Below are 24,702 nucleotides of genomic sequence, written 5' to 3'. Positions count from 1 at the left end.
AGGGACAGCCCTTGCCGACAGATGAGGTGTCTGCGCAGGTGGTGAGGAGTGCTAGTGACTGGGGGTGGAGATCCGGAGGGGCTCTCCGGTGAACGTCACGGTCATGAAGCCCGCGGCATTGGTCTCGTTCTTCGTATAAATCTGGAGGACGGGCTCGGCATCGGCAGCGGCGCTGGAGTCGAACTCGGCGCTGGCATGGGTCACGGTGCCGCCCGGCGTCTTCGTCGTCTGCGCAGCACCCGCAAGGAGCCCAGCGAGCGCACGCACGTCCATGACGGCGAGATCCAGGGTGCGCACATCGGGTTTGCGGCCGGTGGCTGTTGTCGGCTTCCGGAAACTTCCGTCGTAGTGATAGCGGGCGGTCACGGTCGGGTTGCCGGCCGCTTGCCGTTCGAAGAGCACGTATTCGGGATACAACGTCACCTTGTCGACCTTCGTATCCCCGAACTCGGCGCGATATTCGGCGATGAAGTACGCAAGACCCGCACCGGTAGTGAGCACCGGCACGTGCTCGGCGGACCCGAGCGATCCGGGCCCGTCGGCCGCGCACCGGGTGATGCCGCCGACCGCTGCACCGAAAACCGCGGCAGCGATGATGCCGGCCAACGGCACCAACCAGCGCCGAGGGCGGCGGCGATCCACCCGGACGACGGGGGCATCGACGAGGTTGTCGGGGATCTGCAGATCCCCGACAATCTCGTCCAGCTCACCGAAGGACGTGGCCCGCATGGCCTTTGCGGTGCGCGCGGTGTGCTCGTCATCGGTGAGCTGGCCCTCGGCCAGTGCGGCGTCGAGCAGGCCGCACACATCCGCACGGTCGGTGTCGCGGGCTCGAATTCCGCCGTATCGTGTTGTCGCCATTACCCGGTCATCCTTCGAACGGCCACGCACGAGTGACCTCGCCCGCCGGGGTCAGAATCATGTGGCCGGACTCGTTGAACTTGTTGCCCGCATAGATCGAGACGAACGGCCGGTCCTTGGCGATGCCGTAGTAGCTGTAGGTGCCGGAATCGTTGACCTCGACTGCCATATGGGTCACAGCGCCGTTCGGCACCCGCAGGGTGCCAGGCGCTTTCGCAAGCGCATCGGACAGCGCCGCCAGATTCAGCTCGGCCAGATCGGCGGCAGACGTACCGGCCTTGCGCCCGGTGACCGCGCCGCTCTGCTGGAATCCGCCGCGATAGTCATAGCTGATCACCCGGTTCGGCTGACCGGGCACCGCACGTGAGAGGCGGGCGTAATCGTCGAACAGGGTCAGTTCGTCGACTTGCAGGTCGCCGAACTTTTCCCGGTACCGCTGCAAGAACAGCGTAAGACCCTCGGCGGTAAGGATATCGGGCGTCGCAACCACCACCGGTTGGACAGCGCCCAGATCGGGCGTGCGGGCGGCGACGGGCGCTACGGGCGCTGCTTCGGTTTCCGAGACTCCGATGGTCAGTGCGAACCCGGCGGCTGCCGCGCAGGCGATGGCCACCGAGACCGCGATCAAATACCACTGAAGTCGACTCGAGTGCGGCGGCCGCGCTAGCAGCGTTGCGTCGGTCGGCCGCTGTAGATCGTCGACGAGTCCGGCCAGATCTCCCAGTGTTGTGGCCGCTGCGGCCAGTTCGGTGAGTGTCTCGTGTTCTTCCTCGGTGAGCTGGCCGTCGCGGCGCCCGCTGTCCAGCAGCTCGATGGTGGTGGCGCGATCACGGTCGCCGGCCCGAGTGTGACCGGGATAACCATCCCCAGATCTGGGGCGACGCAACAGATTTCGCGGCGGGGTGGGCCGGGCCGCAACGAGATCGCGCACGGCCGCCGGCGCTTGCAGATCGCCGACCACCCGCGCCAACTCGCCGAGCGTCGTCGCTGCCGTGGCCTGCGCTGTTCGGTCGTGATATTCGTCGGCGCCGAGCTGTCCTTCGGCATATGCGGCATCCAGCACGCTGCAGGTATTCGCGCGGTCGAGGTCACGCGCTCGCGTGCGCCCGGATGCTGCTGTGGACACAGCCGAATAGTAGTCGGCTCACACCCATGACGCCCCAGTTCGGACCCGGTTACCGGCCCGGCAATCCCGCATTGCCCAGCGCGGCCCGTTTCCATCACCGCTACTCTGGTTCTCGTGCGAATTCAGCGGCAAGTGGTCGACTATGCGCTCCGGCGTCGGTCGCTGCTGGCTGACGTCTATGCGGGCCGTGTCGGTGTCGCCGAGGTGTGTGATGCGAATCCCTACCTGCTGCGTGCGGCGAAGTTCCACGGCCGGGGGAGCGAGGTCACATGCCCTATCTGCCGGAAAGAGCAACTCACGCTCGTATCCTGGGTCTACGGCGACGGCCTCGGAGCTATGGCAGGTTCGGCTCGCACACCGGAGGAATTGGTACGGCTCGCCGAGAGTCGCGAGGAGTTCTCCGTCCATGTCGTCGAGGTATGCCGGAGCTGCAGCTGGAATCATCTGGTGCAGTCCTACGTGCTCGGTACCGCTCCGGCGCCAACGCGCCGTCGCACAGGTACCCGGGCCAACCGGCGCGCTGCCGAATAATGTGCCAGGTCATCTACCCGTCGGATGATATGCGGAGCCTGCACGCGTCCGCCGCGGTGATCCCGACCGCATCGAGCCATTCAGACCGTTACGAGTTATGGAGATCTTGTCAGTGAATTCGCCCTACGAGACTTCCCCCTACGGCGATGAACCGCACGGCGGCCGTACTCAGCGAAGTTCACAACCTCCGGTCCCGAATCAGCGGCCGGCCGGTCCCCCGCCCGGCGGTGCACGGCCGGGCCCGCCGCCCGGTGGACCGCGTTCGCAGCCGCAGGGTGGCCCCTACCCGGGCGAGCCGCGGGGCCCACAGCCGCCGCGCCGCCAAGGACCGCCGCCCCCGCAGCGTCCACCGCAGGGTCGTCCGGTGCCCGCGGGCGCACCCAACGCCGTCCAGCCGACTCATAAGATCCAGCGGCCCGGTTCGCTGACCGAGGCGGTGGCCGAGCGCAACCGTCGCTCTGGGGCGCCGGCTGGATCGCGACCGGCCACCGGTCCGCGTCCTACCGTGGATCGGCCCACCCGTGCCGACGGCGCTCCCGGCGCGGGCCCCAACAACGAGCGCCGTGCCAGGCCCGCGGGCGCACCGCCGTCCGGACCGCCGCCGCGCCGCAATGGTGGCGGTGACGACGGGTCCGATGGGCCGGGCAAGCGCGGTCCCGGCGCGAAGAAGCGGAAGTCGCCGTGGCGGATTGTGCGCCGGGTGTGCTACGTCGGCCTCGCACTGGCCATCCTGGTGCCGAGCGCCATCTTCCTGGTCGCCTATACGACCGTCTCGGTGCCGAAGCCGGGCGATCTCAAGACCAATCAGGTCGCCCTGATCTACGCGGCCGACGGCTCCACGGTGCTCAGCAAGGTCGTGCCGCCCGAGGGCAACCGCACCGATGTGACCATCGACCAGATTCCGCCGCACGTGCGCAACGCGGTGATCGCGGCCGAGGACCGGGACTTCTACACCAACCCAGGCTTCTCCATCTCCGGTTTCGCCCGCGCCGCCAGGGATCAAGCCCTCGGCAAGGAAAGTGCCGGTGGTGGTTCGACGATTACCCAGCAGTACGTGAAGAACGCGCTGGTCGGTGACGAACACTCGCTTACTCGCAAGATGCACGAGCTGGTCATCGCGGCGAAGATGGCGCGGCAGTGGAGCAAGGACGAGATCCTTGCCGCCTACCTGAACACCATTTACTTCGGCCGTGGTGCGTATGGCATCGATGCGGCAGGGAAGGCCTACTTCGGCAAACCGGTGCAGGAGCTGACGGCAGCCGAGGGCGCGATGCTCGCCGCCACCATCCAGCAGCCCTCCGGCCTGGACCCGGAGAAGAATCCGGAGGGCGCGCGAACGCGCTGGAATTACGTGCTCGACGGCATGGTCTCCGGCGGCAACCTCAAGGCCGAGGAGCGCCAAGGCATGCAGTTCCCGCAGGTGGTGCCGGTGTCGACAACCAAGGACAAGACCCTGGACACCGGGCCGGAGGGCCTGATCAAGACGCAGGTGCTCAAGGAGCTCAATAGCGCGGGCATCAGCGAGCAGCAGCTGAATACCGCAGGCCTCTCGATCACCACCACGATCGATCCGAAGGCGCAGCAGGCCGCCGTCGATGCGGCGACCAAGAAGATGGAGGGTGAGCCGGAACAGCTGCGGACGGCAGTGGTGTCGGTGGATCCGCGCACCGGTGCGGTGCGCGCGTACTACGGCGGCAACGACGGTCAGGGCTACGACTTCGCCAATGCCGGTCTGCAGCCGGGATCGTCGTTCAAAGTCTTCGGCCTCGCGGAGAACCTCGAGCTCGGTATCCCGCTGTCGCAGATGTACGACAGCTCGCCGGTGACGGTCAACGGCATCAAGATCACCAACGTCGAGGGCGAGCAGTGCGGCATGTGCACCATCGCGGAGGCGCTCAAGCGCTCGCTCAACACCAGCTTCTACCGCATGCAGATGGATATGCAGAACGGCCCGCAGAAGATCGCCGACATGGCCCACAAGCTCGGCATCCCCGAAACCATCCCCGGCGTCGGCAAGACACTGACCGAGTCGGACGGCTCCGGCCCGAACAACGGCATCGTGCTCGGCCAGTACCAGGCGCGCCCGCTCGACATGGCCTCGGCCTATGCGACATTGGCGGCCTCCGGCGTCTACCACGCACCGCACTTCGTGACGAAGGTGGTGACCGCCGAGGGCCAGGTGTTGCTCGACCGCGGTGATGTCGCAGGCGAGCGCCGAGTTTCCGCAGCTGTGGCAGACAACGTGACCGCGGCGATGAAGCCCATCGCCGCCTGGTCGCGCAACCACAACCTGGCGAACGGACGCGAGTCGGCGACCAAGACCGGCACCGCGCAGCTCGGCGATACCGGCGAGAACCAGGACGCCTGGATGGTCGGCTATACCCCATCGCTGTCGACCGCGGTCTGGGTGGGCAGCGTCGACAACACACGGCTGCGCAACTACAGCGGTGGCATGATCTACGGCTCCGGCCTACCGTCGGACATCTGGAAGGCCACCATGGACGGCGCCCTGCAGGGCACCTCGAACGAGACCTTCCCGAAGCCGGCCCCCATCAAGGGCCAAGCCGGCGTGCCGGAGTGGAGCGCCCCCTACACCGCACCGTCGGCCACCGATGCACCGTTCTTGCCGCCCGTTGTGGTCGTGCCGAGCCAGGTCGAGATCCTGCCCGGCATCACCATCCCGGTGCCCGGCGTGCAGCCGCAGCCGCAGCCACAACAACGGCCGCAGCAGCGACAGGAGAACGGACCGGGACCGCTGCCAGGGCAGCCGGTGGCGCCGACCGACGGCTCGGCACCGACGGCCACCGGAGCACCGCGCCCGAACGGGAACGGCTATGGCAACTCGGATGAAGGACAGTCGGGTAACGGCACCCAGCCGACGCGCGGCCGGTAGTCCGAACATACGAATCTGATCGAGTTCGAATCGAGAACGATACAGTTCATCGCGAGATTCGAACTCGATCAGATTGCTCTTGCTTAGATTGCGAACGTTGCAATTCCAATGGCAGTCAGCCGGGGCCAGAATTACTTGGACAAATCCAGGGCCTCGTCGGGTGATATATCAGATGGGCGTCTTATAATAGAAGCCATTTGGATCCTGATAGCACTTCTCCCGCGCACCGGCATCGCTCAAACAGTCAGTAAACGACCAGTAGCCCCGGAGGACAACCCAGGAGCCGTCCGATATCTGAATACACTTGTCCGCCACCCCTTTCCCGCCGAGACAGTCCGCGTAGGACGGATGTCCGGCTACCGCATTTCCGGCGAGCCCGACCAGCGTCGCACCAGCAACAGCCACCGAAGCAACGAATCTCGTAAACATACCCACCCCTATTCAGCGAATAGTCGGCTATTCTTCATAAATAGCCAGCCAGCACGATATTAACACTCCTGAATCGGCGACAAAAGGGTGATGCACGCGCATATCCGGACGAGAGTAAGTCACATAGCCGCTCAGATCCAGGTTCATCGATTCGAGCGCGGTCATGTTCGCTTCAACCAACGGCCTTCGGCGCCGAATAAACCACCGCATACCATTCTCGATGCAGCAGATCATCGCCGACTCCGAACTGCGCGGTACGAGCAGTTGAGCAACCCGATCGCCTCCTCGAGCCGACTCATGCGATGCCTCGCGTCCTAAATCGGTGCGGTACTCGTCGTCGGGACGAAACTGAACGACGGCGCCGCAGCGCCCGTGTTCGTCGGATCGGGGCCCGGCCCGGGGGCGCACACGGACACCTCGGGCAATGCGCGCGCATTGGGCGAGAGCGGTGGAATGTCACGCCAGACGGGGTCAGCTGCCTGCAGTTCGAGTCCGATCGAGATCAGCTCCGCTTCCGCCCATGGGCGTCCACCGAGCTGGACACCGAATGGCAGCCCGGTCACGGCCGAGCGTTCGACTGGTAGCGAAAGCACCGGAACACCGGTGTAGTTCGCCCACGCGAAGGGAACGGTGCTCGCCCCGAAGATCGAGACGGCCGCGGCTGCGCTGCGCGGCAGGCCGTCGGTGATCGCACCGGGCAACACCACCGCGTCCAATCCGCTGTCTTCCAGCATTCGGTTGTAGTCACGCTGATAACTCGCGCGCGCTCGTGCCAGCTGCCACCAGTCCACGGCGGGCGAGGCCAGGGCGGCGAGACCCAACCCGACGATCGCGGCGGTCGGCGGTTGGTAGGACGGCAGCCGATCGGCCCACTGTCGGTGATACAAACCGACTTCCACGGCGTCCTTGCTGAGCAGTCCTTCGGGCTCGGCGGGCATCGTGACATCACGGGTCTCGCCGCCCAACGCTGTGAACAGGTCCAGAAAGCGTGCGAACAAGGTCGCGAGCGCGTCGGGCAGCATCTCGGTGACCCCCCTCGGCACACCGAGTTTCTTGCCCGCCAACGGTTGATCGCCCCCCACTGCGGCGATCGGGAACCCGCCGTCGGGCACCGGCGGCGCAATAGCTGTCACCGGGTCGAACGCGTCGACTCCCGTCATGTACGACAACAGCAGCGACGCGTCGGCGATACTGCGTCCGAGCGGCCCAGGATGGTCTCTGGTCCACACCACCGGAATGATGCCGTATTTGCTGCACCGCCCGAAGGTCGGCTTGATCGCACTGACGCCGCACCGGGAAGCGGGGATCCGGAGGGAACCACCCGTGTCGGTGCCGATCGACAAGGGCGCGAACCTGGCGGCCAGTGCGGCCGCACTGCCGCCGGAGGACCCGCCGACGGACTCGTCGATGTTCCACGGATTCCCCACCTGCAGCGTGTCCGTCATGATCGCGAACTCATCGTTGTGCACGTGCCCCATCAAGACCGCGCCGTTATCGTGCAGACGCCGCCAGACCGTCGAATCACCCGCGGCGATATTGCCGTCGAGAATGCGACTCGATGCGGTGAGCGGAAGTCCGGCAACGGCATACAGGTCTTTCACCGCAATGGGCAGACCGCAGATCAGCGGCGCGTTCCCGGCCGAGAGCCGATCCGCCGCACGCTCGGCCTGCTCGTGGGCGAGCTCGGGGTAGGTACGGACCCACGCCCCGGTCGCGCCGTCGAACGCCGAGCTTCGCTCGATGCAAGCGTCCAATAGCTCTACCGGGTGCAACTCTCGGGCCTGCAGCAGGCTGGCCGCCTCCACTGCGGACAGCATCGCCGGATCGGTCGCCGCAATGCTCGCGGCATCGGGAAGTCCCGGAGCGCGCCGAGCGATCGGCGGTGCTGCCGCGACCACGGCGTTGGTCAGCCCGGTCGCGGCAATTCCGGCACCGATACCCGCGGAGTGCACGAACGACCGTCGCGACAAACGCAACTGCATTCCCATTCAAACCTCTGTCTCCGTGGCCTACTGGAAGTCACGGTTTCGTTGGTGATGCGAGTAGCCCAGGAAATCCGGGCTCGGCCCGATAATCGAAACACTGACAGGTTTTACACAAACACGATACTCAGCCGCTCAGTCTGAAACCGACGTTGATTTCACTGCAATATTCCGTAAAGATTCACAGATAAATAGAATACGAATCCGAAAATGCACTATCGAATGCCGAACATCATTTTCGATCCTGGTAACATCTGTTACACATCTAATAATCGACCTCCCCCTGAACCACCGGTCGATCAACGGCATACTACAGCGCTCGACCTGCCGAAAAGGTGCATCTCCAGCCATCCAGAGCCCCGACGGATGCGATCCACCATGGGCGAACAGCACCCGCTCGATCCGGACCGACAGCCAGGGCCGGTAGCCTCGGATGCCGTGAGCGATCAGCAACTGATGGACGAGGCGACGAACGGGAGCGCGCCGAAGTTCAGCGGGGGACAGTCCGCCGGACCGCACTACACAGCCCCGGCCCCGCTCGCGCCGGATCTGCGGTCGGCCGACGGGCGAGACCGACCCAGCCGCAACGATTCCCTGACAGCGCAGCTGTGCACCGTGATCGGCGGCCCGGTCGGTGATCACGCACTGATCGGCCGCGTCCGGTTCTGGACCCCGATGCGGGTGCTGCTGGCCGTCACCCTGGTTTTCCTCGCCCTCGGTTGGACAGCCAAGGCGCCCTGCATCCAGCAGACCAGCACCGCGGACGGCTCGCTCACCCTGGACTGGAACAACGGCCGCCAATACACAGCCATGTGCTATTCGGACACTGTGCCGCTGTACGGGGCGGAGCGCCTGAACGAGGGCGCGTTCCCCTATAAGAAGTCCTGGTCCGAGCAGACATCCGATGGCGGCACCGAGACGAGGTACATGGAGTACCCGGTGCTGTCGGGCCTTTATCAATACATATCCATGGAGATCGCCAAAACCTGGGACGCACTGCCGTTGCCCGGTGCGCTGCAGGTGGTCATCTACTTCAATGTCGTCGCATTCGGCCTCGCTATGGCCTGGCTGGTCACCGTGTGGGCCTCGGCCCAACTGGCCGGGCGCCGCATCTGGGACGCGGCGATGATCGCGGTTTCACCCTTGGTGATCGTGCACGCTTTTACGAATTTCGACGCGCTGGCGACGGCATTCGCGGCGACCGGTCTGCTCGCCTGGGCCCGGCGACGACCGCTGCTGGCCGGCGTGCTGCTCGGACTCGGCGGTGCGGCCAAGTTGTACCCATTACTGCTGCTCGGACCGATCGTGGTGTTGTGCCTGCGCGCCGACCCGCTGCACCGGGTGCCGAGCGCGCAGGCCGGACTCCGGGTAAGCGATATCGACAGTCCGCGGACCGCACTGGCCTGGCTGCGCGACCGGATGCAGTTGCTCAGCTCACGCCCACTCGGTGCCGCCGCCCTGACCACCGCGGCCGCGGCCGGGACCTGGCTGGCGGTGAATCTGCCGATCGCCCTGCTGTACCCGACCGGATGGCGCGAATTCTTCCGGCTCAACACCACCCGGCACGCCGACCCCGACTCCATCTACAACGTGATCACCTCGTTCACCGGCTGGCTCGGCTTCGACGGGGAGCTCACGCACAACCAGCAGCCGACCATCCTGAACGCGGTGTCACTGCTGGTGTTCGTCGCCGCCTGCCTGGTGATCGGCTATATCGCGCTCACCGTGCCGCGCCGGCCGCGGCTCGCGCAACTGTGCTTCCTGGTGGTAGCCGCGTTCCTGCTGACGAACAAGGTGTGGAGCCCACAGTATTCGCTGTGGCTGGTACCTCTGGCTGCGCTTGCGCTGCCGCACCGGCGGATCCTGTTGGCGTGGATGACGGTTGATGCGCTGGTGTGGGTCCCACGGATGTTCTACTACCTCGGCCTCGACCACAAGGGCCTGCCCGAGGAGTGGTTCACCGGCACCGTCGTGCTGCGCGATCTCGCGGTGCTCGCCCTGTGTGCCTTGATCATTCGACAGATCTATCGGCCGGAGGAGGACCTGGTGCGCCGCGACTTCATCGACGACCCGGTCGGCGGCATCGTCGATCGAACACCGGACCCGCTGCTGCCGTGGCTGCCCGAACCACTGCGCCCACGAATTGCGTTGGCCCGCACCTGAACACACCGGGTGCGGACCGCCGCGGCGTCATTGGTGCACGCGTAGGTAGCGCGCCTGCCGCTCCGGCTCTCGTGGCAACAGGTCCAGATCCAGCTGCCATGGGCTGCCGGTCCACGGATCGAACAGCGGTGTGCCGTCGACTGTCGGAAGATGCCTGCAGGCTTGCGACAACGCCGCGACCACGGGATCGCTGGAATCGGATTCGTCGCTGCCGACGATCATGGTCGACAACCCGATCAGATCGCCACGCACCATCAGCGACCCGATGCGTTGTGCATCGGCGGCCTGGTAGCCGTGCGGGAAATCCGCGGCGAGCAGCACTCGATGTTCGACCGGGGGCGTGAAAACCCCGCCCTCATAGGCCAGTTCGGCCAGCTCCGCCGCGTCGACCAAGGCCTGTAACCGCGCCGAGATCTCGGCATGGTCGGTGACCGGCGGTCCGTTCAGCACCGGTGTCAGCGGTCCGACGAGCCCACGGAACGCCCCGGTCAGATCGATCATGTCGACGCGCACGCGCCGCCCGGGATCGGCCGCGAGCAGCCGGGCCAGCAGTGCACCGACGACCGGGGCCGCCGCACTGCTGGATTCGGTGTCTATCCACAGCGGCCGATTCAACGGCACCGGCACGCAGTACGGCACCCGCAGCGGCCCCCGCTCGATCGCATGCAGCTCACCGAGCCGGATGCCGTCGCTCGCCGCGGGCGTACCGTCCCAAGCGGGCGATTCCCAGGACGCCAGCGACGGTGGCAGCAGCCGGTCCGCGTCGGCGAGTTCGCGCAGGAGGTGTTGGCTGTCGCGGTGGTGGTTGCCCTCGGCGACGGCGATCAGCTCGTCGCTGCGGCGGTGCGCGGCCTGCCGCGCTGCCTCGGCGGCCGGGGTGTTCCTCGTGGTGGGATCCGATACCGCGGCGGACAATTCGTGATCGAGCCGTTGGGCGGCATAGTCGCGTGCCGAGATGAGCGCGGCCGCCGAACGTGCGGCATCCTCGAAGATCATCCACAGCCGGTCGAGCCCGTGCGCGACCTCCACCGGCACGGGTCCGGCCGCGCGGGAATCGGCCCCCGGGCCGGGAATGGTGTCCTGACCATCCGATCGCGCGCCCGGCGAACCGGGACCGGCCTGCGGCGCGGCCGCGGCGGGCTGGTCCACCACGCCGTCGACCTCGACCCCGTGCGCGGTCAGCAGCTGCGCGAGTCCGCCCGCGTAACCCTGACCGACCGCGCGCAGCTTCCATCCGCTGCCGCGCCGATACACCTCCAGGCAGATCAGCGCGGTCTCCCCGGCCAACGGGGTGATCGCGAATTCCGCCGCGACCACATCATTTTCGAACAACTCCGCGGTCACCGGCCCGAGGCCGCCCGGCTGGGCGGGCACAGCCGGATCGGCACTGACCACCAGCAGCACCGCGCTGGCATCGGCGCGGACCTCGGCGAGCCGGATCGCCACCGAGCCGTCCGACAGCGTGACACCCTGGGTCCGCGGCCGGTCATAGAACACGAAGTCCTCGGCGGCGAGCACGCGCAGGTTCTGCGCCACCACCAGTGCGGAAACATCCAGCGCAGCACCGGCTTTCGCGCTGAATCGAACGATATCACCGGTCAGCGGCGTGTTCTGACCGGCCTTGAGCTGAATCACGTTGTCTGCCCCCGTTGTTCGTGCTGTCGTATCACCCGGCCGAGAGGAACCGGCCGAGCTGCGGAACCGCCTCGCCCGGATGTTTGGCCTGGAAGCCCTCACCGAGGGCCTGCATCTTCCAGTCGCCGCCGACGCGGTACACCTTGGCCATCGCCATGGCGGTGAACCGCATGCCGCCTGCCATGGTGTACCGGGCGAGTTCGGCATTGTTGGCGCCGTCGACCAAGCGGCAGAACGCATTCTGGACCTGCTCGAAAGTGTGCCCCTTGTAGGAGGTCACCATGAACAGCAGCGTGCTGACGTGCGCCGGGATGCGGGTCAGGTCGACCAGGATCACCTCGTCGTCACCCTCGCCCTCACCGGTGAGATTATCGCCCTGATGCCGGACCGAGCCGTCCTTGGAGGTCAGCTGACCGTAGTAGGCGACGTCGACGAGGTTCGCGTCGGCGAACATCGCGACCGAGGCGTCGAGGTCTACATCGACGGTCCGGTTGCCGAACATGCCTCGTGTCTGCACCGGATCCCAGCCGAGACCCATCTTGACGAAAGTCAGCGCCGCGCCGCCTTCCTTGCGGAGCGTGACCCGCTGCCCCTTCTGCAGGCTGACCGGACGATCCTTGCTCAGGCTCACCTCGGCGGGCGCCTGCTGCGGCGCGGCCTGCTGCGGGGGCGGCGGGTAACCCGGCCCCGGTGCGGGCGGCGGCGGGTAACCGGGCCCCGGCGGCGGGTAGCCCGCGGCCGGCGGCGGCGGGTAACCGGGTCCGGGCGGGGCCGCCTGGGTCGGCGCGTACTGCGGCGCGGGCTGGGCCGGGTAGGCGGGGGTGGTCGGCGGCGGGTAATTCGGTGCGGGCTGGGCCGGGGGCGGCGCAGGCGCAGCCTGCGGCGCCGCGGCAGGGGCGTCGTCGACCGTCACGCCGTGGTCGGTGACCAGTGCCGCGAACCCACCCGCGTACCCCTGTCCGACAGCGCGCACCTTCCAGGCACCCTGCCGCCGATACAGTTCGAGCGCGATCACGATCGACTCGCTCTGCAAACCGTCGACCTGGTACTCGTACAACCGATTACCGGACGAATCCGAGACGATCGCGGTCGGCGCGGGAAAGCGGCCGAAGCTGCTCGACGCGTCGTCGAGGGTGATCACCGCGCGAATCTGATCGATATCGGCGGGCACCGCGCTCAGCGACACCGCCAGCGACATGGGCTGTCCCTGCGGCGCGGGTTGCAGGTTCACACCAGGCCCGTTCGGCTGGTTGAAGAAGACGAAGTCCGCGTCGGAACGGACCTTGCCCCGCTCGGTAACCAGCAGCGCGGACAGATCCGCTGGTGCCGTGAGCTGGATGGAGATCACCACGTCGTTGGTGGCCAGTGGACCGTTCTGGCCCTTGGCGAGTGTTGCGGACAAGGTCGACCCTTCGCTTGTCGGTGCGTACGTTGCCACTCTACGAGAAACGAACCGAACGGATGCCGCCATGACACCGGCTCCGCGAAAGCGAGGCTGCACGAGTCGATAACGGACTGCGTCCGGCTGTGTCCGTTAAGGTGACCGCAGGCAGTTGGAATGTGGCGAATACTCCCATGTTCCCGATCGAGACAGCAGGCAAACTCCCCTATGGCGCAACTTTTCGAGCAGTCGAAAAAGGTGATCGAGGCCCACCTCGCCGGAACAAGTATCCGTGCGATCTCCGGCTCGATGATCGCCTACGAAGGAAATGTGCAGTTCAAATCTGCCGGTTTCGGCGGCGGTGACGGTGTGATTGCCGGGCTCAAGCGGCGTGCCACCGGTGAGAAGCTGTCGCTGATGGAGTGCAACGGGCACGGCAGGGTCTTCTTCGCGGTGAACGGCCAGCACGTCACCGTAGTGAACCTCAACAACGAGACGCTGCAGGTCGAATCGCAGCAGCTGCTCGCCTTCGCGGGCAATCTGCGCACCGATGTACGTTTCGCCGGGGTGCGCGGCGCCTCCACCGGAGCGGGGCTGTTCACCACCACGGTGTCGGGACAGGGTCAGGTCGCGCTGCTTTCGGCGGGCGGGCCGCTGATCCATCTCGAGGTGTCGCCGCAGTACCCGCTGGTCGTCGACCCCGACGCCTTCGTCGCGGCGCGCGGCAATCTCAACCACTCGTTCGTCACCGACGTGTCGTGGCGCAGCCTCGTCGGCCAGGACGCAGGCGAGGCGTTTTCGCTGCGCTGGGATGGTCAGGGCGTGGTGTTGATCCAGCCGGCGGAACGGTAGGTACGGGCGATGTTCGAGAAGGTCAACGGCAAAGTCGTCAAGGTCGATGTCGGCATGGCAGGCGGTGTCGTCGCCCGCAACGGCGCGATGCTGTTCTATACCGGCGATGTCTCCTTTGCGCCGCACCAGATTCCGGGCGGCCAGGGCATGGGCAGTGGCGGCGGGCTGATGCGGATGGCCGGCCGCATGATGGCCGGTGAGCACGAGCGCACCATGTTGGCCCAGGGCTCCGGTGCGGTGCACTACGGATTCGCCGGGCTCGAGGTGCACGTGGTCCACATGCAGCAGGGGGCGACGCTGCGCGTCGAGGCCTCGCGTCTGCTTGCCAACACTGCCGGATTGCAGAGTTCGGTGGTGTCGGTGATGAGTTCGGGCGGCGGCGGTGGCGGCGGCCTGATGGGTGCGCTGCGCGGCGCCGCCGGCGGCGCGCTGACCGGGCAGGGCATGTTCACCACCCAGCTCGCGGGTCAGGGTTCGGCGGTGCTGCTCGCGCACGGCGGATTCCTGGAACTGCAAGTGGGCGGGCCGAATCCGATCGTGGTCGATCCGCAGGCCTTCGTCGCCACCTATGGCAATGTGCAGACCGAGCTGAAGACGGCGATGAGCTGGCGCGACGCGGTAGGACGTGGAGCCGGCGAGGCGATGCAATTGCATTGCGTCGGACAGGGTGTCGTGTACGTGCAGGCCTCAGAAGAGAAGTTGTGAGCCATGTCCCAGATTTTGAATCCGCTGAATCTCGGTGAGAGCGACAACATTCCGGGAAACAGCTACGCCTACTGCATCGACCTGAACAAGCCGTGGTTCATGCGCAAGGGCGCGATGATCGCCTACTACGGCGATATGCGCTTCCAGATGCTCACCCACGGCCTGCAGGGTGGACTGCTGCACATGGTGTCCCAGCAGTTCTCCGCGCCGTTGTTCACCGGTGATTATGTGGTCGCAGAAGGCCACGGCAAGCTCATCATCGGCGACCGCGGCTACGACATCAATTCCTATGACCTAGAGGACAACGGCAACCTCACCATCCGTGCGGCGAACCTGCTCGCCTTCGAGCCGGGTCTGTCGCTCAACCAGTCCATCGTCCCCGGCTTCCTCACGCTGATCGGCACGGGTAAGTTCCTCGCCTCGTCCAATGGCCCCGTCATGTTCGCGGAGCCGCCGCTACGGGTCGACCCGGAATCCCTTGTCGGCTGGGCGGATTGCCCTTCGCCCAGCCATCACTACGACCAGCGGTGGGTGACGAATTTCCTCGCGGCGGGCGCAGCCCGGTTCGGCGTCAACTCCGGTGAGGAACGACAGTTCGACTTCACCGGCAGCGGAACGGTATTGATCCAATCCAGCGAAAAGGTGCTCAGCGACTCCATGCTGGTGCGCACTATCGAGGGTCAGCTGCAGAGCGGCATGACCGTCGGTGGCCTGCAACGATTGCAAGGTGTGATCGCCCAGCAGTTGGGTGGTCAGCACTACGACTGAGCCCGGCGGTCCGGTCGGGAGACACGACCGCGGCTGATCCACAGCCGATTCCGGGACTACCCGCGGATCAGCGGCGGCAGCTCGGTCAGTCTCGTGATGCGCGTGGCCATGGTGGCGACGCCGGTTTCGTCTCGATCCAGCCAAATCCCCTGCAGCCCAGCAGCAATCGCCGCTTCGGCGTCGGTCCGCAACCGATCGCCGACGTAGACAATCCGCGCGGACGGCATCCGCAGCGCATCACATGCGGCCTGGAAGATCGCCGGGTTCGGCTTGGCGACGCCTACTTCGCTGGAGACAGTCACGGATTCCAACAGGTCGGCCAGACCGACCTTCGCGAGCTTGCGGCGCTGCTGAGCCGAATCGCCATTGGTGATCACGCCCAGCCGTAGCTCGCCGTGCTCGGCAGCGAGCGTGGTAAGGGTGGGCATCGCATCGGGATAGGTCCGCCACGCCGCCTCGTACTGCACGAGATACTCCGAGAACCAGGTGTCCACACGGTCTTCCGACCAGGCTCCCTGGCCGAATTCGTCGGCGAGATGGCTGATCCGCAGGCGTCGTTGCTCGGCGAAAGTCAGCGCACCCGCCAGGTAGCGATCCATCGCCCACGCTTCCAACTCCCGCCACCGGCGCACGAGCGCATCCCGATCGGGGACGAACGGGAAGCCCGCGCAGACCGCCGCCTCCGCGGCAGCCTCATGATCGACGAGCGTTCCGTCCACATCGAAAAGGACGGCTTCGGCACCTGAGATAGCCACAATGATCGATTGTTGCAGCCGCGCCGGCCGCGCACGCGAACTCGGTGTAACCTCTGACTTGAAGCGCAATTCAAGTCTGCGCCTGCAAGCCGAGGAGAAACATGGCCGACGCCCTGCTGGATATCGCCGAGGTGGCCGAACGCGCGGGGCTCGCCCCATCGGCACTGCGCTTCTATGAGAAGCGCGGCCTCATCGCCGCCGACGGTCGCAACGGATTACGGCGCACCTACCGACCCGACATCCTCGGCCGCCTCGCCCTGGTCGCCTGCGCCCGCGGCGCGGGCTTCACCATCGCCGAAATTGCCCGCTTCATCCGAGCCACCCCCAGCGACACCGAACTGCGTGCCCGCATGGCCGACAAAGCCCGCGACCTCGACGACGACATCGCCCGGCTCATCCGAATGCGCGACAGCCTCCGCCACGCATCGACCTGCACCCACGAGCCGCTGGTCGAATGCCCCGATTTCAAGAGCACCTTCGAAACCCCTGAAGCCCAGGCCATTCGGACGCCGGCGACCGCGAGAATTGGACTGCGGTAAATAGACGAGCAAGCAGCGCCGGATCACCGATCCGGGGTGGCAGGCCAGCGGGTGGAACCGAGTTCGCGGGAGATGGTGCGCGCGGTGGTGCGGACTGCGTCGACGGTGACGTCGGAGGCGGGCCAATCCGGCGTCGGAATGACTGCGCCGACCGCGCCGACGACGCTGCCGGTGCGATCGAAAATGGCTCCGGCCACACAGGATTCGCCGAGCACCGCCTCGTCGCATTCGTAGGCGAGACCCGACGATGCGACCGGTTGCAGGTGTTCGAGGAAGGCCGCGGGATCGGTGATCGTTTCGCCGGTCATGCTACGCAGCGTCGTCGCCTCGAGCGGCTTCAGGAACGCGAGCATGGCCTTGCCGAGAGCGCTTGCGTGGGACGGTATTTCGATGCCGACCTCGGGCATTTGCCTACTGCCGTCCGGTCGGGGTTCGTGATGGATGATGACCACATCGTCGCCGAAGAGCACGCCGACCCGGACGGCGAGTCCGGTGGTCCGCGCCAGTTCGTGTGACCAGGTAAGGGCCCTGGCCCGCAGGTCGAGCGTGTCGAGGTAGACGTTGCCGAGCCGCAACACGGCAGGTCCGAGCTGGTAGCGCCCGCCGCCGTGTTCCTGCACGACCACACCGTGGGCGGCGAGCGTCCGGACGATGCCGTGCACCGTTGTCGCCGCGAGTCCGAGCTCCGCCGCGAGCTCGGACAGGGTCATCCGCCGCGCGCCCTGCAGTGCGAACAGTATGCGAACGGCCCGGTCGACCGACTGGATCACGCGGCTTCCTCCCTGTGCTTTCGAGCGACCTGCAAGCAGTCGCAGGCGGCCGAATCCCACTGACTCTTGTGACCTGCGCTACATCCACGTACTCTACGAATCACATTCGACATTGTCGAATCTCGTTCGAAACAATTTCGGGAGTCTCCCATGGATGGACTGCGGACGCCGCAAAAACTTGCGGCGGAAGTGCTCGGCACGGCTTTCCTCGTCTTCATCGGCGTCGGATCGGTACCTGCCACGCTCATGGTGAACGGCGACGCACCGTTCACCATGGCCGACCTCGGCATGATCTCGCTTGCCTTCGGCACCGTGGTCCTGGCCACCGTGTACGCCTTCGGGCACGTCTCAGGAAACCACATCAATCCTGCGGTGACCCTCTCGCTCGCGTTGAACGGGCAGTTCCCGTGGCGACAGGTTCCGGCTTACCTCGCCGCCCAGGTTGCGGGTGCGGTGCTCGGCGCGTTCGCCATCATCGGTGTGCTCGGCGACCGTGCCAGCGCGGTCGGCCTCGGTGTCGCCGCCTACGGCCAAGGCGTCGGCGCAGGGCAGGCGTTCATCGCCGAGTTCGTCGGCACCTTCATTCTCGTGCTGACCGTGCTGCTCGTCGTGCATCGCGCCGCGGCGCCCGGCTTCGCAGGCGTTGCCATCGGACTCGTGGTGTTCGCGGCCATCATCCCTGTCGCACCCGCCACCGGCGCGTCCATCAACCCCGCGCGGACGCTCGGGCCGATGCTCGTACAGCAGGTGTGGGGCGCGGAGGTGGCTTGGAGCCAAGCGCCGGTGTATCTCGCCGCCGAATTTCTCGCCGGTGTCGCCGCCGCCTTCGCTGCCCGCGCCCTGACCCACATCAAGACCTCGGCAGGCGCAAATCACGACGCGCTCGAAACCGCCGCATAACAGGAGAATCGATGAAGAAACTGATCAACGATCCGGCCGATGTCGTCCGAGAAGCGCTGTCGGGCATGGCCGCGGCCCACCCCGAACTGCGGGTCGACATCGAGAACAAGGTCGTGTTTCGCGCCGACGCACCGCGACCGGGCAAAGTGGCGCTGCTGTCGGGCGGTGGCTCCGGGCACGAACCGATGCACGGCGGTTTCGTCGGCGCGGGCATGCTCGACGCCGCGTGCGCCGGGGAAGTCTTCACCTCCCCTGTCCCGGACCAGATCCTCGGTGCCACCACGGCCATCGATGCCGGTGCCGGGGTCCTGCACATCGTCAAGAACTACACCGGCGACATCATGAACTTCGAGATGGCTGCCGAGCTTGCTGCCGCCGAAACGGGGGTCGCGGTCACCGCGGTTGTGGTGAACGACGATGTGGCCGTGCAGGACAGCCTCTTCACGGCAGGCCGCCGTGGCGTCGGCGCCACCGTCGTGCTGGAGAAGATCGCGGGCGCCGCCGCGGAACAGGGCAGGTCGCTCGCCGAGGTCGCCGAGGTCGCCCGCACCGTGAACGCCAACTCACGCAGTATGGGCATGGCGCTGACCTCTTGCACCGTCCCCGCTGCCGGTAAGCCGACCTTCGAGCTCGGCGAGACCGAGATGGAGATCGGCGTCGGCATCCACGGGGAACCCGGCCGCCACCGCGCGCCGCTCGCGCCCGCGCGGGAGATCGCCGCAATGCTGGTGGAGCCCATCCTCACCGATCTGCCGTTCACCAAGGGCGACAACGTGATCTGCTTCGTGAACGGGATGGGTGGCACGCCGCTGCTGGAGTTGTACGTGATGTACAACGAGGTGGCCCGCATCCTGGGCGGCCACGGGATCGGGATCGCCCGCTCCCTTGTCGGCCCGTACATCACCTCGCTGGAGATGGCGGGATGTTCGGTGACATTGACCAAGGTCGACGACGACCTACTGACTCTGTGGGATGCGCCGGTGCGCACGCCCGCCCTGCGCTGGGGAGTGTGACGATGATCGATCCGATCCACTGGGTGCGCCGCTTCGCCGAGCTGATCGACGAGCACACCGACGAACTCACCGAGCTCGACGCGGCCATCGGCGATGCCGATCATGGCAGCAATATGCAGCGCGGGACGGCAGCGGTCGTCGCGGCGCTGGCCGAGTCCGCGCCGACAACACCGCCCGAACAGCTGAAACAGGTCGGCATGACGCTGATTCGAACGATCGGCGGTGCGAGCGGGCCGCTCTACGGCACATTCTTCCTGCGCTGCGCGGCCGCCGCAGCCGAAACCGACTTCGACGCAGCCGGTTTCGCGAAGGCGTTCCGGGCCGGGCTCGACGGGATCGTGGCACGCGGCAAGGCGGAATCCGGGGACAAGACGATGTTCGACGCGCTTGCGCCCGCGGCCGACGCGCTCGATGAGCGCCTCGCTGCCGGGGCTGATCTCGCCGCGGCACTCGAGGCCGCGGTAACCGCGGCCGAGGCCGGACGCGACGCGACCATTCCCATGCTCGCACGCAAGGGCCGCGCCTCCTACCTCGGCGAACGCAGTGTCGGGCATCAGGATCCGGGCGCGACCAGTGCGGCACTGCTGGTGCTCGCCGCGAGACAGGCGGTTCGATGATCGGCATCGTCGCCGTCTCACACAGCCGTGCCCTCGCCACCGCCGCTGTCGCGCTGGCCACCGAGATGCTGCACGACCAGCCGATCCGCATCGAGGTGGCGGCCGGGCTCGACGAGCACACCTTCGGCACCGACGCGATCGCCGTCGCCGATGCGATCGCCGACGCCGACTCCGGCGACGGCGCACTGGTATTGATGGACCTCGGCAGCGCTGTGCTCTCCGCCGAACTCGCGGTGGATCTGCTCACTTCGCCGCATCAGGTGCGCTTGTGTTCGGCGCCATTCGTGGAGGGCCTGATCGCGGCCGCCGTCGCGGCGGCCGGTGGCGCGGGGCTCGCGGAAGCCGCGGACGAGGCCGAGAACGCATTGGCGGGCAAGCAAACTCACCTCCAGCAACCGCAAGCCATCACGGACAGTGCGCCTGAGCTGATGTCGGCTGCGGCCGAAGGTGTGCGCGGTGCGCCGCAAACACTGCCCGGCAGCGACTCGACAGCGTCGGCCGCTATGGAACCGGGCACCAGCAGCGCGGAGCCGACCGCTACCGGCACATTTGTCGTCACGAACGACCATGGGCTGCATGCCCGTCCGGCAGCACGCCTCGTCGCCGAGATACGCCGCCTCGCGGCGACCGTCCGACTGCGCAATCTGTCGACCGGCGCCGGGCCTGCTTCGGGAACAAGCTTGAGCCGGGTCGCCGCCCTCGGTGCGCTCTCCGGCCATGAAATCGAGGTCGTGGCAACAGGTCCGAGCGCAAAGGATGCGGTGGACCGCGTACTCGCCCTTGCCGCTCGCCGATTCGACGAGACGGCCGGTCGGGCCATCGCTGAACCTGACACTGCCGGGTCTTCCATCCGCACCAGCAAGGGAGCCGGCCCGTATCCGGCGCCTGCCGATCACCCAATTCCCGCGCCGACGGATCACGGCACAGGCCAATTTTCCAAGCCCACTGGTCATGACGAAGGTCCTTTTCCCACGCTCACCGGTCAGAGCGCAGGTCTGATTCCCTCGCCCACCGGTCAGAGCGCAGGCCCAATCCCCTCGCCCACCAGTCAGAGCACAGGCCTAAACCCCTCGCCTAGTCAGCGCGTGGGCTCAATGCTCTCGCCCACCGGTCAAGGCCCGACTCCCACACCCACCGGACAGAGCGCAGGCCCAGTTCCCGCGTCTGCGGGCATTGGTATCGGGCGTGCTTGGCGGATCGGGCAGACTGAATTCGATGTGCCCGAAACTCCCTCCGGCCCACCACAAGTAGAGCGAGAACTGTTCGATGCGGCCATCGCGGCCGTGCGTGCCGACATCGAGCGAACTCACGCGCATGCGGGTGCGGAGGCCGAAATCTTCGAGGCGCACCTGCTGCTACTCGATGACGACGAGCTGATCGGCGCCGTCCATAAGGGCATCGATGCCGCGGGCTCTGCTGCCGGGGTGTGGTCCGAGGTGCTGGAATCGGCTGCCGCCGACCTGGATCGGCTCACCGACGACTACCAGCGGGCCCGCGCCGCCGACTTGCGAGCCATACGCGACCAGGTGCTCGCGGCGATGCTGGGCCACTCCACCGAGATGATCAGTCGCGCAGGAATTCTCGTCGCGGCGGACCTGACGCCTGCCCAGGCGGCCGGACTCGACCGCGACCTCGTCACGGGAATCGTGCTCGCCCAGGGCAGCCCGACCTCGCACAGCGCCATCATCGTTCGTGCGCGCGGCATCCCCGCCGTGGTGGGTGCGGGTGCCCATGTGCTCGCGGTCCAGGACGGGACTGTTATCGCAGTGGACGGCGGCACCGGCAGACTCGTGATCGAGCCCGACGCGGCAACCCTCGCGGCCTTCACCGGGCTCGCGATCTGGCAACGCGAACAACGTCGAGCCGCCGAGGCAGCGGCCGACAAACCCGCGATCACCCGTGACGGGGTGACCATTCACATCGCGGCGAATGTGGGCAGCGACCTCGACGCGACCGAAGCCGTGCGCAACGGCGCGGACCTGGCCGGATTGGTGCGCACCGAGTTCTTGTTCCTCGGCCGTGACGACGCGCCCTCCATCGATGAGCAGGAGCAGGTATACCGCGCGGTGGCCGAGGCATTCGGTGGTCGCCGCATCGTACTGCGCACCCTCGACGTCGGTGGAGACAAACCGCTCCCCTACATCGATCAACCGACCGAAGCCAACCCCTTCCTCGGCGTCCGAGGCATCCGCCTCGCCCTTGCCCGCCCCGCATTGCTGCGCGACCAGCTGACCGCTATCTGCCGAGTCGCCGCCGACCATCCGGTGAGCGTGATGTTCCCCATGGTCACGCAATTGGAGGAGCTGCTTGCCGCCCGCCGCATCCTCGAAGAAGTCGCCCCGCCCGGTATCACACCGGAGGTCGGCATCATGGTGGAAGTGCCCGCGGCAGCAGCGAAAACGGCAATTTTTGCCGATCACGTCGACTTCTTCAGCATCGGCACCAACGACCTCACCCAGTACGCGCTCGCAGCCGAACGCGGCAACGAAGCCCTCAGCACCCTCGCCGACCCCCTCGACCCCGGCGTACTCCGGCTGATCGCCATGGTCTGCGAATCGGCCGGATCCGCACGAGTAGCGGTCTGCGGCGAAGCCGCCGCCGACCCGGTAGCAGCCCCACTATTACTCGGACTCGGCGTCCACGAACTCAGCGTCGCCCCACCCGCGATCCCACTGGTCAAGGCGGCGGTCCGCGACCTGGACCTGACCGAATGCCGACAGGCAGCAGCCCGAGCCCTGGACTGCACATCGGCCACCGAAGTACGCACCAGATAACAGAACAGCCGACACCTGAACTCATCCAACTGCCCGACAACACAACCACAACCAGCCCTCTCACCGGAAGGACGAGCTGTGGTGCCGTTCTCGGGCCCTCCTCTATCGACGGTCCACCAGAGAGCCTGGAGTCCGCGCGAAGCGTCGGCGGCCGACGGTCGCCACACCGCGCGGATCTCGGTTTCGGAACTATCTGGAAGGTGAAAGTTGTTCAAAGACAATTACCTTCAGGACTCCGGAAGCTCACACCACCGAGGTGAACAATCCCACCAGGGCCCCGACGGCAAGGTGTTACGGGGTGGGACATTGGTGACGGTCCACAACACCAGGCAGCACTGCGCGTTGCGCACGCGTGGTTCGGTGGGCTTGCATCTACCAATATGGAACGGTCCGAATCGCGTCGGCAGCGGCTCGGCACGCGGCGACAACTCTCAGGATGACTCTGCGTAGCGGGTGGCAATCACGGCGGCGCGGTTGCGCAGGGATGTGCGCAACGACTGTGGGGCCAGGGCTTCCGCGTCCGTAGTGAGCTGCCACAGCGCCCATTCGGCGTGTCGTGAATCTTGGAAGGTCACCTCCAGCCGCAGCCAGCCGTTTGCGTCCGGTTCCTCGGTGTGGACGGCCAGCGCGGTGCTCACCAGGTCCTCCCGCCGCGCCGGGTTCACCCGTACCAGCACGGCGATTTGGTCGCCGCTGGTCCGAAACTGTGTGCTGCGTTCCTGCCAGGCCCGGTCCAGATCGACGCGGTCTGGTCGCTGTGCCGGTTCGGGAAGTTCCTTTGCAGCCAACACCCGCGACAGCCGGTAGGTACGGTCCGCGCCAGATCTCGTGGCCAGCAGGTAGCCCCGGTCGCGAACGATGACCAGGCCGATCGGGTCCACCGTGCGCCACTTCGGGGTCTGGTCGAGCGCCGCGTAGTGGATGCGCAGCTTGTTTCCGGCGAACACCGCGCGCCGGACCTCGGCCAAGATGGTGCCGGGCACCTCCTCAGCGACCAGCCGACGCGACAGCAGATCGGTCTCCGGGTCGATGAGCAATCGCTCGGCCACGTCAGCTGCGGTGTCCCGATAGCTTTCGGGTAGCGCGTCAACCACCTTGAGCATCGCCGAAGCAAGCGCCGAGCCGAGGCCGAATGCCTGTGCGCCGCGCCGCGATCCGGCCACCAGCAAGGCAAGCGCCTCGTCGTGGTTCAGCCCGGTGAGCTCGGTCCGAAACCCAGGTAACAACGCGAAACCGCCGCACCGGCCGCGTTCGGCGAAGACCGGGACACCGGCCGCGGACAGCGCCTCGATGTCGCGCAGCACGGTGCGGGTGGACACCTCTAGTTCGTCGGCCAGCTCGGTCGCAGTCAGCCGACCGCGCTGGCGCAGCAGCAGCACCAGCGACACCAACCGGTCGGCGCGCATACGAAAACTTTACCGAATACACGACACAGGATGTCGTGATTCGCTGGGAGGCTTACCACCACGGCGTCACAGACAGCGGCTACCGGGCCGCTGGACGTCCGTACTTCAACAAATCGAATGGGAGCTGTAGTGGTAGTGGAACGAACGGCAGTCAACCCGGTGACGTGGTCGGTGGAGATGGGATTCAACCAGGGTGAGCTCGTCTCCGGGCACACCCGGACCCTGTACTGCTCCGGGCAGACCGCGATGAGCGCCGACGGCAAGCCCCAGCATGCCGGTGACATGGCTGCGCAGTTGGCGCTGAGCCTAGACAACTTGGAGGCCGTGCTCGGAGAGGCCGGCATGTCCCTCGCGAACCTCGTCCGGCTCAACGTCTACACCACCGACGTCGATCTGCTTTTCCAGCACTACGGCGTGCTGGCGTCGCGGTTGGGCGCTGCCGGGGTGACGCCGACTACCACGATGCTCGGGGTCACCCGGCTGGCGATCCCCGGCCAGATGGTCGAGCTCGAGGGAACCGCAGTCGAGTGATGCCACCGCGCCGCTCCGGTAGGGCTACCGGAGCGGCGAGTAGCAGGAAGATGGGTGATTTCCCGGTCACC

20 protein-coding genes are annotated in these 24,702 nt (G+C 66.7%); 12 read left to right on the top strand and 8 right to left on the bottom strand.

Going from position 1 to position 24,702, the window contains the following annotated elements:
* Positions 1-51: 51 nt before the first annotated feature.
* Entirely contained in the window at positions 52-861 is an 810-nt protein-coding gene (locus tag ACLMAL_RS26740; RefSeq protein WP_412001597.1) for a DUF1707 domain-containing protein, read from the bottom strand.
* Positions 862-868: 7 nt separating this feature from the next.
* On the bottom strand, positions 869-1,987 hold the full coding sequence (locus ACLMAL_RS26735) for a DUF1707 domain-containing protein (protein ID WP_412001596.1): 1,119 nt from the start codon (positions 1,985-1,987) through the stop codon (positions 869-871).
* 114 nt (positions 1,988-2,101) lie between these two features.
* Between ACLMAL_RS26735 and ACLMAL_RS26730 the strand changes: the two genes are divergently transcribed.
* Both ACLMAL_RS26730 and ACLMAL_RS26725 read left to right on the top strand, forming a co-directional pair.
* On the top strand, positions 2,102-2,518 hold the full coding sequence (locus tag ACLMAL_RS26730; RefSeq protein ID WP_328407434.1) for a DUF5318 domain-containing protein: 417 nt from the start codon (positions 2,102-2,104) through the stop codon (positions 2,516-2,518).
* Positions 2,519-2,954: 436 nt separating this feature from the next.
* Complete coding sequence (locus ACLMAL_RS26725) at positions 2,955-5,411, top strand: transglycosylase domain-containing protein (protein WP_412001611.1); 2,457 nt, start codon at positions 2,955-2,957, stop codon at positions 5,409-5,411.
* Between the two features lie 743 nt (positions 5,412-6,154).
* Here ACLMAL_RS26725 and ACLMAL_RS26720 read toward each other — a convergent pair.
* Entirely contained in the window at positions 6,155-7,822 is a 1,668-nt protein-coding gene (locus ACLMAL_RS26720; protein WP_412001595.1) for an amidase, read from the bottom strand.
* 456 nt (positions 7,823-8,278) lie between these two features.
* On the opposite strand from ACLMAL_RS26720, the gene ACLMAL_RS26715 reads away from it, so the two are divergent.
* Complete coding sequence (locus ACLMAL_RS26715) at positions 8,279-9,985, top strand: glycosyltransferase family 87 protein (RefSeq protein WP_412001610.1); 1,707 nt, start codon at positions 8,279-8,281, stop codon at positions 9,983-9,985.
* Between the two features lie 27 nt (positions 9,986-10,012).
* On the opposite strand, the gene ACLMAL_RS26710 is transcribed toward ACLMAL_RS26715, so the two are convergent.
* Both ACLMAL_RS26710 and ACLMAL_RS26705 read right to left on the bottom strand, forming a co-directional pair.
* Positions 10,013-11,620: a TerD family protein gene (locus ACLMAL_RS26710; protein ID WP_412001594.1), complete on the bottom strand. Its 1,608-nt coding sequence runs from the start codon at positions 11,618-11,620 to the stop codon at positions 10,013-10,015.
* 31 nt (positions 11,621-11,651) lie between these two features.
* On the bottom strand, positions 11,652-13,022 hold the full coding sequence (locus tag ACLMAL_RS26705) for a TerD family protein (protein WP_328407443.1): 1,371 nt from the start codon (positions 13,020-13,022) through the stop codon (positions 11,652-11,654).
* 207 nt (positions 13,023-13,229) lie between these two features.
* Here ACLMAL_RS26705 and ACLMAL_RS26700 point away from each other — a divergent pair, with 207 nt between their 5' ends.
* The 3 genes from ACLMAL_RS26700 to ACLMAL_RS26690 are packed head-to-tail and all read left to right on the top strand — an operon-like array spanning position 13,230 to position 15,326.
* Positions 13,230-13,853 (top strand): AIM24 family protein, encoded by a 624-nt coding sequence (locus ACLMAL_RS26700; protein ID WP_328407445.1) that lies wholly within the window; start codon positions 13,230-13,232, stop codon positions 13,851-13,853.
* A gap of 9 nt (positions 13,854-13,862) precedes the next feature.
* Positions 13,863-14,558, top strand: coding sequence for an AIM24 family protein (locus tag ACLMAL_RS26695; protein ID WP_412001593.1), 696 nt, complete (start codon positions 13,863-13,865; stop codon positions 14,556-14,558).
* 3 nt (positions 14,559-14,561) lie between these two features.
* Positions 14,562-15,326, top strand: coding sequence for an AIM24 family protein (locus ACLMAL_RS26690; RefSeq protein WP_379059424.1), 765 nt, complete (start codon positions 14,562-14,564; stop codon positions 15,324-15,326).
* A gap of 56 nt (positions 15,327-15,382) precedes the next feature.
* Here the strand turns inward: ACLMAL_RS26690 and ACLMAL_RS26685 are convergent, their stop codons facing one another.
* Complete coding sequence (locus ACLMAL_RS26685) at positions 15,383-16,081, bottom strand: HAD family hydrolase (RefSeq protein WP_412001592.1); 699 nt, start codon at positions 16,079-16,081, stop codon at positions 15,383-15,385.
* A gap of 101 nt (positions 16,082-16,182) precedes the next feature.
* On the opposite strand from ACLMAL_RS26685, the gene ACLMAL_RS26680 reads away from it, so the two are divergent.
* A complete protein-coding gene (locus tag ACLMAL_RS26680; protein WP_412001591.1) occupies positions 16,183-16,620 on the top strand; it encodes a MerR family transcriptional regulator in 438 nt (145 codons plus the stop codon).
* A gap of 23 nt (positions 16,621-16,643) precedes the next feature.
* On the opposite strand, the gene ACLMAL_RS26675 is transcribed toward ACLMAL_RS26680, so the two are convergent.
* Complete coding sequence (locus ACLMAL_RS26675) at positions 16,644-17,390, bottom strand: IclR family transcriptional regulator (RefSeq protein ID WP_412001590.1); 747 nt, start codon at positions 17,388-17,390, stop codon at positions 16,644-16,646.
* Positions 17,391-17,540: 150 nt separating this feature from the next.
* Here ACLMAL_RS26675 and ACLMAL_RS26670 point away from each other — a divergent pair, with 150 nt between their 5' ends.
* Genes ACLMAL_RS26670 through ptsP form a run of 4 tightly spaced genes read left to right on the top strand, consistent with a single transcriptional unit; the run spans position 17,541 to position 22,694 of the window.
* The gene (locus tag ACLMAL_RS26670) at positions 17,541-18,290 is read left to right on the top strand and encodes an MIP/aquaporin family protein (protein ID WP_328407458.1); all 750 of its coding nucleotides are present in this window, start codon (positions 17,541-17,543) and stop codon (positions 18,288-18,290) included.
* Between the two features lie 11 nt (positions 18,291-18,301).
* A complete protein-coding gene (gene dhaK, locus ACLMAL_RS26665; RefSeq protein WP_412001589.1) occupies positions 18,302-19,303 on the top strand; it encodes a dihydroxyacetone kinase subunit DhaK in 1,002 nt (333 codons plus the stop codon).
* 2 nt (positions 19,304-19,305) lie between these two features.
* Complete coding sequence (gene dhaL, locus ACLMAL_RS26660) at positions 19,306-19,920, top strand: dihydroxyacetone kinase subunit DhaL (protein WP_412001588.1); 615 nt, start codon at positions 19,306-19,308, stop codon at positions 19,918-19,920.
* Complete coding sequence (ptsP, locus tag ACLMAL_RS26655) at positions 19,917-22,694, top strand: phosphoenolpyruvate--protein phosphotransferase (protein WP_412001587.1); 2,778 nt, start codon at positions 19,917-19,919, stop codon at positions 22,692-22,694. The genes dhaL and ptsP overlap by 4 nt, the downstream gene beginning before the upstream one ends.
* A 431-nt stretch (positions 22,695-23,125) precedes the next feature.
* Here ptsP and ACLMAL_RS26650 read toward each other — a convergent pair whose 3' ends face one another.
* Complete coding sequence (locus ACLMAL_RS26650) at positions 23,126-24,100, bottom strand: helix-turn-helix transcriptional regulator (protein ID WP_412001586.1); 975 nt, start codon at positions 24,098-24,100, stop codon at positions 23,126-23,128.
* 135 nt (positions 24,101-24,235) lie between these two features.
* Between ACLMAL_RS26650 and ACLMAL_RS26645 the strand changes: the two genes are divergently transcribed.
* Complete coding sequence (locus ACLMAL_RS26645) at positions 24,236-24,631, top strand: RidA family protein (protein ID WP_412001585.1); 396 nt, start codon at positions 24,236-24,238, stop codon at positions 24,629-24,631.
* Positions 24,632-24,702 lie beyond the last annotated feature (71 nt).

Origin of the sequence: Nocardia sp. CWNU-33 (assembly GCF_046764895.1) — a bacterium.
Taxonomy (GTDB): Bacteria; Actinomycetota; Actinomycetes; order Mycobacteriales; family Mycobacteriaceae; genus Nocardia.
The sequence above is the reverse complement of the archived record's forward strand: the minus strand, read 5'-3'. Positions and strand labels throughout refer to the sequence as shown.

Bases quoted from the DNA above. Each gene is read 5' to 3' on its own strand.
- ACLMAL_RS26690 (WP_379059424.1), top strand. From the start codon at position 14,562: ATGTCCCAGATTTTGAATCCGCTGAATCTCGGTGAGAGCGACAACATT.
- ACLMAL_RS26695 (WP_412001593.1), top strand. From the start codon at position 13,863: ATGTTCGAGAAGGTCAACGGCAAAGTCGTCAAGGTCGATGTCGGCATG.
- ACLMAL_RS26700 (WP_328407445.1), top strand. From the start codon at position 13,230: ATGGCGCAACTTTTCGAGCAGTCGAAAAAGGTGATCGAGGCCCACCTC.
- ACLMAL_RS26650 (WP_412001586.1), bottom strand. From the start codon at position 24,100: ATGCGCGCCGACCGGTTGGTGTCGCTGGTGCTGCTGCTGCGCCAGCGC.
- ACLMAL_RS26680 (WP_412001591.1), top strand. From the start codon at position 16,183: ATGGCCGACGCCCTGCTGGATATCGCCGAGGTGGCCGAACGCGCGGGG.
- ACLMAL_RS26715 (WP_412001610.1), top strand. From the start codon at position 8,279: ATGGACGAGGCGACGAACGGGAGCGCGCCGAAGTTCAGCGGGGGACAG.
- ACLMAL_RS26740 (WP_412001597.1), bottom strand. From the start codon at position 861: ATGGCGACAACACGATACGGCGGAATTCGAGCCCGCGACACCGACCGT.
- ACLMAL_RS26670 (WP_328407458.1), top strand. From the start codon at position 17,541: ATGGATGGACTGCGGACGCCGCAAAAACTTGCGGCGGAAGTGCTCGGC.
- ACLMAL_RS26720 (WP_412001595.1), bottom strand. From the start codon at position 7,822: ATGCAGTTGCGTTTGTCGCGACGGTCGTTCGTGCACTCCGCGGGTATC.
- dhaK (WP_412001589.1), top strand. From the start codon at position 18,302: ATGAAGAAACTGATCAACGATCCGGCCGATGTCGTCCGAGAAGCGCTG.
- ptsP (WP_412001587.1), top strand. From the start codon at position 19,917: ATGATCGGCATCGTCGCCGTCTCACACAGCCGTGCCCTCGCCACCGCC.
- dhaL (WP_412001588.1), top strand. From the start codon at position 19,306: ATGATCGATCCGATCCACTGGGTGCGCCGCTTCGCCGAGCTGATCGAC.